Raw genomic sequence first — 13,047 nt, 5'->3', positions numbered from 1 at the left:
ATGCCAGGAGAGTCCGCCCGCACCGCCCCGATGATCGCGCCGTCGATTCTGGCCGCCGACTTCGCCCGGCTCGCCGACGAGGTGGCCGCGATCGAGGGTGCCGACTGGGTGCACGTCGACGTGATGGACAACCACTTCGTGCCGAATCTCACGCTCGGCTTGCCGGTGGTCGAGTCGCTGCTCGAGGTCACCGCCATTCCGATGGACTGCCACCTGATGATCGAGGACCCGGCGCGCTGGGCCCCGCCCTACGCCGAGGCCGGTGCGCACAACGTCACCATCCACGCCGAGGCCACGGACGACCCCCGCGCCGTGGCACGCGACATCCGGGCTGCCGGTGCGAAGGCCGGGCTCGCGATCAAGCCCGGCACACCCGTCGACCCCTATCTCGAGATCCTGCGTGATTTCGACACGCTGCTGGTGATGTCGGTCGAACCCGGGTTCGGCGGGCAGAAATTCATCGCCGAGGTGCTGCCTAAAGTCGGCATCGTGCGCCGCCTGGTCGACTCCGGTGAACTCACCGTGCTCATCGAGATCGACGGCGGCATCAGCGCCGACACGATCGACGCGGCGGCCGAGGCCGGCGTGGACTGCTTCGTCGCGGGTTCGGCCGTCTACGGTGCCGAGGATCCCGCGCGCGCTGTCGCGGCGCTGCGCGCTCAGGCGGCCAGCCACCTCGCACCGTGAATTTCGACGCCGCGATGGCCGCGGCTCTCGAGCAGGCCGAAAAGGTCAAGGGCACAACGTATCCGAACCCGCCGGTAGGTGCGGTGATCCTGGACGCCGACGGTGAGATCGCCGGCGTGGGTGCCACCGAACCGCCCGGCGGGCCGCACGCCGAGGTGCTGGCACTGCGGCGGGCGGGGGAGCGCGCCGTCGGCGGCACCGCGGTGGTGACACTCGAGCCGTGCAATCACATCGGCCGCACACCACCGTGTGTGGACGCCCTTCTCGCCGCGCGGGTGGCGAATGTCGTCTTCGCCGTCGCGGATCCGAATCCCGTCGCCGCAGGCGGCGCCGCCCGACTGGCTCGCGCGGGCGTCACGGTCAACGCAGGGGTCGGTGCCGACGCTGCGGCGGGTGGTCCGCTTCGGGAGTGGCTGCACAAACAGCGCACTGGAATGCCGCACGTGACATGGAAATTCGCGACGAGCGTGGACGGTCGCAGTGCGGCAGCGGACGGCACGAGTCGGTGGATCACCGGAGAAGCGGCCCGCGCCGACGTGCACCGGCGACGTGCGATCGCCGATGCCATCGTGGTGGGCACCGGCACGGTGTTCGCCGACGATCCCGCGTTGACCGCGCGCCGCCCCGACGGCAGCCTGACCGCTCAGCAGCCGCTGCGCGTGGTGGTCGGCATGCGTGAGATCTCCCCTGATGCAACGGTTCTCAACGACGACTCGCGCACCATGGTCATCCGGACCCGAGACCCGCACGAAGTGGTCCAGGCGCTGTCGGACCGCACCGACGTGTTGGTGGAGGGCGGCCCGACCCTGGCCGGAGCGTTCCTGCGGGCCGGCGTGGTCGATCGAATCCTGGCCTACGTGGCGCCGATTCTGCTCGGCGGGCCGATCACTGCGGTCGACGACGTCGGCGTGTCCAGCATCGGTCAGGCGCAGCGGTGGCGCTACGACGGCATCCATCCGGTCGGTCCGGATGTGCTACTCAGCCTCATCAAAGCCTGATCGTCGTCGTTATCGGATCGTTACCCATTGTCCATCAAGGGTTTCCACAGGCGCCTGCGAGCGGCGCGCCCGGAGAAGGTGTGGACCCCACCCCGTGGATCCCTCGTTAGACTGGCAGGGAATATCGCGCTTTCACCGACGAGTTGCGCATGGTGAGCACGAACAAAGGAACAGAGCATGACTGCACTGCAGGACTGGCTCAGCTACAGCCCGGTCACCCCGGAGACGATCAAAGCGGTGATCCGCGATGCGTGGCGGGGCCTGACCATGGATGAGACCTCCCGGATCGACGACGTCCCCGACCTCGATGACCTCTCCGCCGCGCCTCAGCTGATGGGCCGTGGGCTCGAGCGCTGCTGAGGCGCCGCGTCGGAGCGCTCGTCGGGGTCGTCGGCGCGCTCGTCCCTGGCGCTGATCAACAACCCCAGAAGCGCCCCGACGACACACACCACCGCGGTGATGACGAAGATCTCGCCGTACTGCAGCACGTACGCTTCGCGTGTCGCCTGGAGTTGGCGCCGACCCTGCTCGAGGAGCATCTGGCCGGGTGACACGCCGGTGGGCGCAGGGATCGCGGCCAGGCGCTCCTGGAAGTACTGGTTGAACCGGTAGAGCCCCCACGCCGACAGCGACGCGATGCCGATCAGCATGCCGACCATTCGCGCCACGACCACCGCCGCCGAGGCGATGCCGTGCTGTGCCGCCGGTACCACCCGCAGGGTGGCCGAGGTCAGCGGCCCGATCACGAGCCCGAGGCCGATACCGGCGATCGCGAGGTCGGTGTCGAAGGTCGGCAGCCGCACGAATCCGAGGTCGTGGTGGGCGCTCAGCACGTCGACCGTCCACGTCGAGATCAGCCAGTACCCACCTGCGGCGATGAGCAGCCCGAGGAAGGCGACGATCCGATCGCCGACCTTCGTGGCGAGCCATCCGCCCGCCAGCGCGCCGATCGGCAGTGCACCGAGGAACCAGACCAGCAGGAACACCGCCTCCTGCTGCTCTTTGCCCAGCACGCCCTGGGCGAACAGCTCGATGTTGACCAGCGTCACCATGAGCGCGGCGCCGGCGCACAGTGACGCGCCGAGACCCGCCAGGAACGGCCGGAAATGCACTCCGGCGGGGTCGATCAGCCGTGTTGTGGCGAACCTCTCCCAGACGAAGAACGCGGCCGCCACGACCGCCGCGACGATCAGCACGGGCAGGCCATAGCTCGGCAACACCTGCTTGCCGTCCGGAGCCTGGTTGTACAGACCGACCACGGCGAGTCCGAGGGCGACGGCGAGCAGCAACCCGCCCACGACGTCGACCTTCTCCTTCACCCGGTCCTTGTCCGCGGCAGGCAGGCTGAAATGGATCATCACCATCGCGACCGCGGCAAGTGGCACATTCACCCAGAACACTGCCTGCCAGTGACTGAAGGCGGCCACCAGGGCCACCCCGTAGAGCGGTCCGAGGACGCTGCCCAGCTCCTGGGCCGCGCCGACACCGCCGAGGACGGCGGCGCGATTGCGGCTGGCCCACAGATCCGCCGCCAGCGCGAGCGTCACGGGTAGCAGGGCCCCGCTGGCGGCGCCCTGGATGGCGCGGCCGATCACCATCATCGTCAGATCGGTCGAGAGCGCGGTGACGACCGAGCCGACGGCGAAGCCCGCCAGACTCACCTGGAGCAGCAGCTTGCGCCCGAACCGGTCCGAGGCCCGGCCCAGCAGCGGCATCGCCGCGATGTAGCCCAGCAGGTAGCCGGTGATGATCGGGGTGACGCGCTGGATCTGGTTGATGGCGATCCCGACATCGGCCATGATGTCGCGGATCACCGAGACGACGACGTAGGTGTCGAGCGCTCCCAGCAGGACCGCGAGGCCACCGGCGGCGATCGCGATGCTGCGGTTCGCCGCGGGGGCGGGTGCGTTGTGCATCACACCGCCGGTTTGTCGACCGTCACCGGCTCGCCCCACTTCGACAGCGTCATCGTCACGCTGTTGCCGGGGGTGGGTTCCAGGCGGGCCTGCATCAGCTCGTGGTTGCCGTCCTCGGCGACCCACGCGGTGCCCGGGACGGGCCCCTTCGCGGCGATCTGTGGCGCGATCTTGTTGACCGCGTCGGCCCGCACGTTGCCGGTGATGCGGATCGTCTTGACGCCCTCGATCGTCTCCCGGCCCTCGGACTTCGCGTCGGAGAAATTCTCCAGCACGTTGGCCAGGCCGCTGTCGGGGCTCAGGATCGCGGCGACGTCGTAGATGTCGGCCGCCGGGCCGAAGTTCGACAGGCTGCCCCCGGCGGTGATCGCGGCATACAGGTCGCCGTCGGCCACCACGAACTCGACGCCCTCCAGCTTCTGGCCCAGGAACACGATGTCGGCGGTGCCCTTGGCGGCCACCGTCGGCTTCTGGGTGAGGTCGCCCTCGAGGGACTCCACCGGTAGCTCGGCGATCTGCCCCTGCACGGCGAGCTTCAGATGTGCGCTGGTCTGGGCTTTCGTGGTGTCGGCGGACTCCCGCAGCAACGTGGTGGCATCGGGCAGGTCGGTCCCGGAATCCTGGGACGACGAGCCGGAGCACCCCGCGATGAGGGTGACGACAGCGAAGAGGGCGGCGACGAGCGCCAAGAGGCGGGTCTGCATGCCTGCATCGTAGAGGGTGCGCCGGGGGGGGACCGTCCGCCGGTGGGCCTAGGCTGGACAGGTGTTCACCGGAATCGTCGAAGAACTGGGCGAGATCGTCGGCAGGGAAAACCTCGGCGATGCCGCACGTTTGGTCATTCGTGGCCCGATCGTGACTTCAGATGCCGGGCACGGAGATTCGATCGCCGTGAACGGGGTGTGCCTGACCGTGGTCGACGTGCTGGCCGACGGATCGTTCTCCGCCGATGTGATGGCCGAGACGCTGAACAGGTCCAGCCTGACCGGCGCCGACGTCGGCACCCGGGTGAATCTCGAGCGTGCGGCGGCGGTCAGCAGCCGGCTGGGCGGCCACATCGTGCAGGGGCACGTCGACGGCACCGGCCGCATCGTCTCCCGCACTCCCTCGGAGCACTGGACGGTGGTGCGCATCGGTCTGCCCGAGGCACTGTCGCGCTACGTCGTCGAGAAGGGGTCGATCACCGTCGACGGGGTGTCGCTGACGGTGTCGGCGCTGGGCCCTGACTGGTTCGAGGTGTCGCTGATCCCCACCACGCTCGACATGACGACACTGGGGCGTGCCGAGGTCGGTGCGCCGGTGAATCTCGAGGTCGACGTCATCGCCAAGTACGTCGAGCGGCTGATGGGGCAGGGCAGGTAGTCATTCCCAGCGGGCGGCGATGCGCCGCGCCGTGTCGATGCGGGCCTGCCGCATGGCGGTCATCCGGTCGGTGACGGTGCGCAGCACCGCCTCGGGTGCGGACTCCGGCGAGCCCGCGCCGAACGGCGGCTCGGGGGCGTACTGCATGGTCAGCTGCGCGGCCTGGGCCTCGTCCTCGCCGTACAGCATCGCGGCGACCACGAGGGCGGCGTCGATCCCGGCGGTGACGCCGGCACCGAACACGAATGTGCCATCGATCACCACCCGTTCGGTGCGCGCGGTCGCGCCGAGGATCGGCAACACGTCCAGCGCGGCCCAGTGGGTGGTCGCGTGACGACCCCGCAGCAGCCCGGCCGCGCCGAGCAGTAACGCGCCGGTGCACACCGACAGCACGCACCGGGCGCCGGTGTCCTGCGCGCGCAACCAGTCCAGTAGCCGCTCGTCCTCCATCACCGCCTGCTGGCCGGGCCCACCCGGCACATGCAGCACGTCGAGCTGGGGGGCGTCGTCGATCACGGCGTCGGGCAGCAGTCGCAGGCCGCGGTAGTCCCGAACCGGCGCATCGGTGAGCCCGTACGTGGTGAGCGTCACGTTCGGCAACGACGCGAGGACCTCATAGGGCCCGGTGACGTCGATCTGGTCCACGTCGTCGAAGACGACGGCTCCGATCGTGAGAGCGTCGGTGTGCGTCATGACAGGAAGTATCGTGGCCCCACTCAGGCGGGCAATAACGTGGGCTGTCGCGTGGTTCATACTGAACGGGACATACGTGGTTTCCCGCACGGGGACCGGCAAGGTGGTGAGGATGACGAGGCTGGATTCGGTCGAGCGGGCGGTGGCCGATATCGCCGCAGGCAAAGCCGTGGTCGTCATCGACGACGAAGACCGCGAGAACGAAGGCGATCTGATCTTCGCCGCGGAGAAGGCCACTCCCGAGTTGGTGGCGTTCATGGTGCGCTACACCTCCGGCTACCTCTGTGTGCCCCTGGACGGGGAGATCTGCGACCGCCTGGGCCTTCTGCCCATGTACGCGGTCAACCAGGACAAGCACGGCACCGCCTACACCGTCACCGTCGACGCGAAACACGGTGTGGGAACCGGCATTTCGGCGTCCGATCGGGCGACGACGATGCGCCTGCTCGCCGATCCGTCCGCGGTGGCCGATGACTTCACCAAGCCCGGACACGTCGTTCCCTTGCGCGCCAAGGACGGTGGCGTACTGCGCCGCCCCGGGCACACCGAGGCCGCCGTCGACCTGGCCCGACTGGCCGGCCTGCAGCCCGCCGGCACGATCTGCGAGATCGTCAGCCAGAAGGACGAGGGCGCGATGGCCCAGACCGACGAGCTGCGGATCTTCGCCGACGAACACGATCTCGCCCTGATCTCGATCGCCGACCTCATCGAGTGGCGCCGCAAGCACGAGAAGCACATCGAGCGGGTCGCCGAGGCCCGCATCCCGACCCGGCACGGCGAGTTCCGTGCCGTCGGTTACACGAGCATCTACGAAGACGTCGAGCACGTCGCCCTGGTCAAAGGCGAGATCGCCGGTCCCCACGAAGACGGGCACGATGTTCTGGTGCGCGTGCACTCGGAGTGCCTGACCGGTGACGTGTTCGGCTCGCGCCGGTGCGACTGCGGCCCCCAGCTCGACGCCGCACTCGCGATGGTGGCCCGGGAAGGCCGCGGCGTGGTGCTCTACATGCGGGGCCACGAGGGCCGCGGCATCGGCCTGATGCACAAACTCCAGGCCTACCAGCTGCAGGACGCCGGTGACGACACCGTCGACGCGAACCTGAAGCTGGGTCTGCCGGCCGACGCCCGCGACTACGGCACCGGCGCGCAGATCCTCGTCGACCTCGGCGTGCGGTCGATGCGCCTGCTGACCAACAACCCGGCCAAGCGCGTCGGCCTGGACGGCTACGGCCTGCACATCATCGAACGGGTGCCGCTGCCGGTGCGGGCCAACTCCGAGAACATTCGCTATCTGATGACCAAGCGGGACCGGATGGGCCACGACCTCGTCGGCCTGGAGGACTACGACGAGGCGCTGCCCGGCGACCTGGGTGGCACGAAATGAGCCCTGCTGCAGGCGTTCCCGACATGCCGGAGCTGGACGCATCCGGGCTGTCCCTGGCGATCGTCGCGAGCACGTGGCACGAGACGATCTGCGATGCGCTTCTCGACGGTGCGCGCCGCACCGCCGCCGAGGCCGGGGTCGCCGATCCGACCGTGGTCCGCGTGCTCGGGGCGATCGAGATCCCGGTGGTCGCCCAGGCGCTGGCCAGAAGCCATGACGCCGTCGTCGCGCTCGGAGTCGTGATCCGCGGGGAGACACCGCATTTCGACTACGTGTGTGACGCGGTGACCCAGGGCCTGACTCGGGTGTCGCTCGACGAGTCCACCCCGGTGGCCAACGGCGTGCTCACCGTGAACACCGAACACCAGGCCCTCGATCGAGCCGGGTTGCCCGAGTCGGCCGAGGACAAGGGCGCACAGGCGGCCGCCGCCGCGCTGTCGACGGCGTTGACGCTGCGCGGGCTCGCCTCACCGTCATGAGCGGCCGGGATCGGGAGTGGGATGTGGAGGTCAAGCCACACCTGACCCCGAGATTCGCCTACGCGGCCGCCGTCGTGATCGTCGCCGCCCACGTGATCGTGGGGGTGTTGCTCAAAGTCGGCACCACCGGGGTGATATTCCAGACCTCCGACCAGGTCGCCATCGCCGCGCTCGGCGTGGTCTTCGGCGCGGCGGTCTGCCTGTTCGCCCGGCCACGACTGCGCGTCGGCGCCGCCGGTGTCGCGGTCCGGAACCTGTTCGGCTACCGGCTGTTCGACTGGGAGCTGGTGCGCGGCCTGTCGTTCCATGCGGGGGCGCGGTGGGCCCGGCTGGATCTGCCCGACGACGAGTACGTGCCGGTGATGGCGATCCAGGCCGTCGACAAAGCGCGGGCCGTCGACGCGATGGATCGCGTGCGCGCCGCGATGGAGCGCTATCAGGGTGCCGACGGGATCAACCGCCGGCACCCGTGAGCGCGCCGTCTGCCGTGTCGTTCGTCACGATCTCCCGCGGCTCCGCACGGCCGATCGGCGCATCCGCCACCGGCTCGCTCCGCCCCGTCAGGGCGTCGCAGTAACCTGGGTCCGTGCCGGATCCTGCGACATACCGACCTGCTCCCGGGTCGATCCCCGTGGAGCCGGGCGTCTACCGATTCCGCGATGCGCATCGCCGGGTCATCTACGTCGGCAAGGCCAAGAGCCTGCGCAGCCGGCTCAACTCCTACTTCGCCGATCTGTCGGGGCTGGCGCCGCGCACGCGGCAGATGGTGACGACCGCGGCGAGTGTCGAGTGGACGGTGGTCACCACAGAAGTCGAGGCGCTGCAGCTCGAATACAACTGGATCAAGGAATTCGATCCGCGGTTCAACATCCGCTACCGCGACGACAAGTCCTATCCGGTGCTCGCGGTCACGCTCAACGAGGAGTATCCGCGGCTCAAGGTCTACCGCGGACCGCGGCGCAAGGGAGTCCGGTACTTCGGGCCGTACTCCCATGCGTGGGCCATCCGCGAGACCCTCGATCTGCTCACCCGCGTGTTCCCGGCCCGCACCTGCTCCAACGGAGTGTTCAAGCGGCACAGCCAGATCGGGCGACCCTGCCTGCTCGGCTACATCGACAAGTGTTCGGCGCCCTGCGTCGGTAGGGTCAGCGCCGACGAGCACCGCCGGATCGTGGGGGACTTCTGCGACTTCCTGGCCGGTAAGACCGATCGGCTGATCCGCGAGATGGAACAGCAGATGAACGCCGCGTCCGAGGACCTGGACTTCGAGCGCGCGGCCCGGTTGCGCGACAACATCGGCGCGATGCGCCGGGCGATGGAGAAACAGGCGGTCGTGTTCGGCGACGGCACCGACGCCGATGTGGTCGCATTCGCCGATGACGATCTCGAAGCCGCCGTGCAGGTGTTCCACGTGCGGGGCGGCCGGGTGCGCGGTCAACGCGGGTGGGTGATCGAAAAGTCCGGCGAACCGGGGGAATCCACGCTCGAGTACCTGGTCGAGCAGTTCCTCACCCAGTTCTACGGCGACCAGGCCGCGCTCGGTGGCGCCGCCGACGAGGGCGGCGACGAAACCACCAACCCGGTACCCAAGCAGGTGCTGGTGCCGGTGCTGCCCGAGACGGCCCCCGAACTGGAGACCTGGTTGTGCCAGCTGCGTGGGTCGCGGGTGTCGCTGCGGGTCGCCCAGCGCGGTGACAAGCGCGCGTTGGCCGAGACGGTGCAGCGCAACGCCGAGCAGGCACTGAACCAGCACAAGCTCAAGCGGGCCGGCGACTTCACCGCGAGAAGCGCTGCGCTGCAGAGCATCCAAGAAGCCCTGGGGCTCGAGGATGCGCCGTTGCGCATCGAGTGCGTGGACATCAGCCACGTGCAGGGCACCGACGTGGTCGCGTCGCTGGTGGTGTTCGAGGACGGGCTGCCCCGCAAGTCCGACTACCGGCACTATGCGATTCGCGAGGCTGCCGGGGACGGACGCTCCGACGACGTGGCCTCCATCGCCGAGGTCACCCGCCGCCGGTTCCACCGCCATCTGCGCGACACCCAGCAGCCCGTGCAGCATGACCGAGAGGCCGCCGGTGCTCGACGTTTTGCATACCCGCCCAACCTGTTCGTCGTCGACGGTGGCGCCCCGCAGGTCAACGCGGCCGCGGCGGTGCTCGACGACCTCGGTGTCACCGATGTGGCGGTGATCGGGCTGGCCAAGCGGCTCGAAGAGGTGTGGGTGCCGTCCGAAGCGGACCCGGTGATCATGCCTCGCAACAGCGACGGGCTGTATCTTCTGCAGCGGGTCCGCGACGAGGCCCACCGGTTCGCGATCAGCTATCACCGCAGCAAGCGGTCGAAGCGGATGACCGCCTCGGCGCTGGATTCGGTGCGGGGACTGGGGGAGCACCGGCGCAAGGCGCTGGTGACGCACTTCGGTTCGTTGGCGCGGCTGCGTCAGGCGTCGGTGGAGGAGATCACCGCCGTGCCCGGCATCGGCGTGGCCACGGCCACGGCCGTGCTGGAGGCGCTGGGGGTGACGGTCGACGAGCCACCTGCAGCCGACCCGGTTGCCGAAGCCGATGCGCAACAGCACACCGAACACGGGGCGGGGGCGTCGCAGATCGGCGATGATCGGAGCACGGTGACGGGATGACAGAAGCGGACATGCACAGCGAATCGGGCGGAATCGACGTGGTCCTGGTGACCGGTCTGTCGGGAGCCGGTCGCGGCACCGCGGCCAAGGTCCTCGAAGACCTGGGATGGTACGTCGCCGACAACCTGCCGCCGGAGCTGATCGCGCGGATGGTCGACCTCGGGCTGGCCGCAGGTTCGCGGATCACCCAGCTGGCCGTGGTGATGGACGTGCGCTCCCGCGGCTTCACCGGCGACCTGGACGGCGTGCGCAGCGAGTTGGCGGCGCGCGACATCACTCCCCGTGTGGTGTTCCTCGAAGCGTCCGACGACATGCTGGTACGCCGCTACGAGCAGAATCGACGAAGCCATCCGCTGCAGGGCAATCAGACGCTGGCCGAGGGGATCGCCGCCGAGCGGGCACTGCTCGCCCCGGTGCGGGCCGCCGCGGACCTGGTGATCGACACGTCGTCTCTGTCGGTGCACGGTCTCCGGGAGAGCGTCGAGCGCGCGTTCGCGGCCGAAACCGTGGCCAACACCAACGTCACCGTCGAGTCGTTCGGGTACAAGTACGGGCTCCCCATGGACGCCGACACGGTGATGGACGTGCGATTCCTGCCCAATCCGCACTGGATCGACGAGCTGCGCCCGCACACCGGGCAACATCCCCGGGTTCGTGACTACGTCCTCGGCCAACCCGGTGCCGTGGAGTTCATCGACTCCTACCATCACCTGTTGGACGTCGTGATCGACGGATACCGGCGGGAGGGGAAGCGCTACATGACCGTGGCCATCGGCTGCACTGGGGGCAAACACCGCAGCGTCGCCATGGCCGAGGCACTGGCCGACCGGCTCCAGGACGCCGCGCTCACGGTGCGTGTCCTGCACCGGGACCTGGGGCGCGAATGAGTGTGCGCATCGTCGCCCTCGGCGGTGGGCACGGCCTGTACGCCACCCTGTCGGCGGCGCGGCGCCTCACCCCGCACGTCACCGCCATCGTGACGGTCGCCGACGACGGCGGCTCGTCGGGCCGGCTGCGCAGCGAACTGGACATCGTGCCGCCGGGCGATCTGCGAATGGCATTGGCGGCGTTGGCATCCGACAGCCCGCACGGTCGGCTGTGGGCCACCATCATCCAGCACCGCTTCGGGGGCAGCGGCGCACTGGCCGGCCATCCCATCGGGAATCTGATGCTCGCCGGCCTCAACGAGGTGCTCGCCGATCCGGTGGCCGCGCTCGACGAACTGGGTCGCATCCTGGGCGTCAAGGGCCGGGTGTTGCCGATGTGCCCGATGGGATTGAGCATCGAGGCCGACGTCGCCGGCCTGGAGTCCGACCCGCGGGTCAGCCGCGCCATCCGCGGTCAGGTCGCCATCGCCACGACCGTCGGGAAGGTGCGCAGGGTGCGGTTGCTGCCGGGCGATCCGCCGGCCACCCACCAGGCCGTCGACGCGATCATGGACGCCGATCTGGTGGTCCTCGGGCCGGGCTCGTGGTTCACCAGCGTCATCCCGCACGTGCTCGTGCCCCAACTGGTCGCGGCCCTGCAGAGCACCACCGCACGGCGCGCGCTGGTGCTCAACCTGGTCGCCGAACCCGGCGAGACGTCCGGGTTCTCCGTCGAGCGCCACATCCACGTGCTGGCCCAGCACGCGCCCACCTTCACGGTCAACGACATCATCGTCGACTCGTCGCGGGTCCCCAGCGAGCGTGAGCGGGACCAACTGCGCCGCACCGCGACGATGCTCGAGGCCCGCGTCGAATTCGCCGACGTGTGCCGACCTGGTACACCTTTACATGACCCCGCGAGGTTGGCGGCGGCGCTGGAAGGCGTGCTCCGACGGGGCACGCCAGGGGGAGCAGCACCCCCCGGCACACCGCAGACGGTGCCCACACCGACAGTGAACCGACCGAGAGGTGACGACCCGTGGCGATGACAGCCGAGGTCAAAGACGAGCTCAGCAGGCTCGTGGTGAATTCGGTCAGCGCTCGCCGCGCCGAGGTGGCCGCGCTGTTGCGGTTCGCCGGCGGCTTGCACATCGTGTCGGGGCGGGTTGTCGTCGAGGCCGAGGTGGACCTCGGCATCATCGCGCGCCGGCTGCGCAAGGACATCTACGACCTGTACGGCTACCACGCCGTCGTGCACGTGCTCTCGGCCAGCGGTATCCGCAAGAGCACCCGCTACGTGGTGCGGGTGGCCAAGGACGGCGAGGCGCTGGCGCGCCAGACCGGGCTGCTGGATCTGCGTGGCCGTCCGGTGCGCGGCCTGCCCGCGCAGGTGGTCGGCGGCAGCGTGGCCGACGCGGAAGCCGCTTGGCGGGGAGCGTTTCTCGCGCACGGGTCGCTGACCGAACCGGGCCGATCCTCGGCGCTGGAGGTGAGTTGCCCGGGCCCGGAAGCTGCACTGGCGCTCGTCGGTGCCGCCCGCCGGCTGGGTGTGAGCGCCAAGGCGCGCGAGGTGCGCGGCGCCGACCGGGTGGTGGTCCGCGACGGCGAGGCCATCGGCGCGCTGCTGACCCGCATGGGTGCCCAGGACACGCGGCTGACCTGGGAGGAGCGCCGGATGCGGCGCGAGGTGCGTGCGACGGCCAACCGGCTCGCCAACTTCGACGACGCGAACCTGCGCCGGTCCGCCCGCGCTGCCGTGGCCGCGGCCGCACGGGTCGAGCGGGCACTGGAGATCCTGGGCGACACGGTGCCCGACCATCTGGCCGCCGCGGGCAGCCTGCGTGTCGCGCACCGGCAGGCGTCGTTGGAGGAGCTGGGCCGGCTCGCCGACCCGCCGATGACCAAAGATGCTGTGGCAGGACGTATTCGGCGACTGCTGTCGATGGCCGACCGCAAGGCCAAGATCGACGGCATCCCCGACACCGAGTCGGCGGTGACGCCGGATCTGCTCGAGGACGCCTGAA

At 69.6% G+C, this 13,047-nt stretch carries 14 protein-coding genes; 11 read left to right on the top strand and 3 right to left on the bottom strand.

All coding sequences use genetic code 11. The features are described 5' to 3' along the window. From rpe to MHN84_RS06245, 3 genes are all read left to right on the top strand, one after another. Nucleotides 1–687, top strand: coding sequence for a ribulose-phosphate 3-epimerase (rpe, locus tag MHN84_RS06255; RefSeq protein ID WP_241203753.1), 687 nt, complete (start codon nucleotides 1–3; stop codon nucleotides 685–687). Then, a complete protein-coding gene (gene ribD / locus MHN84_RS06250; protein ID WP_241203752.1) occupies nucleotides 684–1,685 on the top strand; it encodes a bifunctional diaminohydroxyphosphoribosylaminopyrimidine deaminase/5-amino-6-(5-phosphoribosylamino)uracil reductase RibD in 1,002 nt (333 codons plus the stop codon). The genes rpe and ribD overlap by 4 nt, the downstream gene beginning before the upstream one ends. A gap of 177 nt (nucleotides 1,686–1,862) precedes the next feature. Next, on the top strand, nucleotides 1,863–2,045 hold the full coding sequence (locus MHN84_RS06245) for a hypothetical protein (RefSeq protein ID WP_241203751.1): 183 nt from the start codon (nucleotides 1,863–1,865) through the stop codon (nucleotides 2,043–2,045). Here the strand turns inward: MHN84_RS06245 and MHN84_RS06240 are convergent. Next, nucleotides 2,012–3,601, bottom strand: a complete 1,590-nt coding sequence (locus MHN84_RS06240; RefSeq protein ID WP_241203750.1) for an MFS transporter — start codon at nucleotides 3,599–3,601, stop codon at nucleotides 2,012–2,014. The genes MHN84_RS06245 and MHN84_RS06240 overlap by 34 nt on opposite strands. Continuing rightward, entirely contained in the window at nucleotides 3,601–4,305 is a 705-nt protein-coding gene (locus MHN84_RS06235; RefSeq protein WP_241203749.1) for an LppX_LprAFG lipoprotein, read from the bottom strand. Before MHN84_RS06235 ends, MHN84_RS06240 begins: the two co-directional genes overlap by 1 nt. A gap of 61 nt (nucleotides 4,306–4,366) precedes the next feature. Here MHN84_RS06235 and MHN84_RS06230 point away from each other — a divergent pair, with 61 nt between their 5' ends. Further along, nucleotides 4,367–4,963 carry a riboflavin synthase gene (locus MHN84_RS06230; RefSeq protein ID WP_241203748.1) on the top strand — a complete coding sequence of 199 codons (597 nt, stop codon included), beginning with the start codon at nucleotides 4,367–4,369 and terminating at the stop codon, nucleotides 4,961–4,963. On the opposite strand, the gene MHN84_RS06225 is transcribed toward MHN84_RS06230, so the two are convergent. Next, nucleotides 4,964–5,656, bottom strand: coding sequence for a DJ-1/PfpI family protein (locus MHN84_RS06225; RefSeq protein ID WP_241203747.1), 693 nt, complete (start codon nucleotides 5,654–5,656; stop codon nucleotides 4,964–4,966). It abuts the gene before it with no gap. A 112-nt stretch (nucleotides 5,657–5,768) separates the two neighbouring features. Between MHN84_RS06225 and MHN84_RS06220 the strand changes: the two genes are divergently transcribed. From MHN84_RS06220 to whiA, 7 genes are all read left to right on the top strand, one after another. Further along, nucleotides 5,769–7,040, top strand: a complete 1,272-nt coding sequence (locus tag MHN84_RS06220; protein WP_241203746.1) for a bifunctional 3,4-dihydroxy-2-butanone-4-phosphate synthase/GTP cyclohydrolase II — start codon at nucleotides 5,769–5,771, stop codon at nucleotides 7,038–7,040. Next, nucleotides 7,037–7,519, top strand: coding sequence for a 6,7-dimethyl-8-ribityllumazine synthase (gene ribH / locus MHN84_RS06215; RefSeq protein WP_241203745.1), 483 nt, complete (start codon nucleotides 7,037–7,039; stop codon nucleotides 7,517–7,519). The genes MHN84_RS06220 and ribH overlap by 4 nt, the downstream gene beginning before the upstream one ends. Further along, nucleotides 7,516–7,992: a PH domain-containing protein gene (locus MHN84_RS06210; RefSeq protein ID WP_241203744.1), complete on the top strand. Its 477-nt coding sequence runs from the start codon at nucleotides 7,516–7,518 to the stop codon at nucleotides 7,990–7,992. Before ribH ends, MHN84_RS06210 begins: the two co-directional genes overlap by 4 nt. 113 nt (nucleotides 7,993–8,105) lie before the next feature. Continuing rightward, entirely contained in the window at nucleotides 8,106–10,157 is a 2,052-nt protein-coding gene (gene uvrC, locus MHN84_RS06205; protein WP_241203743.1) for an excinuclease ABC subunit UvrC, read from the top strand. Next, entirely contained in the window at nucleotides 10,154–11,044 is an 891-nt protein-coding gene (gene rapZ / locus MHN84_RS06200; protein ID WP_241203742.1) for an RNase adapter RapZ, read from the top strand. Before uvrC ends, rapZ begins: the two co-directional genes overlap by 4 nt. Continuing rightward, a complete protein-coding gene (gene yvcK, locus MHN84_RS06195) occupies nucleotides 11,041–12,072 on the top strand; it encodes a uridine diphosphate-N-acetylglucosamine-binding protein YvcK (RefSeq protein ID WP_241203741.1) in 1,032 nt (343 codons plus the stop codon). Before rapZ ends, yvcK begins: the two co-directional genes overlap by 4 nt. Beyond that, nucleotides 12,069–13,046 carry a DNA-binding protein WhiA gene (gene whiA / locus MHN84_RS06190; RefSeq protein WP_221361351.1) on the top strand — a complete coding sequence of 326 codons (978 nt, stop codon included), beginning with the start codon at nucleotides 12,069–12,071 and terminating at the stop codon, nucleotides 13,044–13,046. Before yvcK ends, whiA begins: the two co-directional genes overlap by 4 nt. Nucleotide 13,047 lies beyond the last annotated feature (1 nt).

The sequence above is a fragment of the Mycobacterium sp. PSTR-4-N genome, assembly GCF_022348085.1.
Classification (GTDB): Bacteria; Actinomycetota; Actinomycetes; order Mycobacteriales; family Mycobacteriaceae; genus Mycobacterium.
This window is presented reverse-complemented; position numbering and strand designations above follow the sequence as displayed.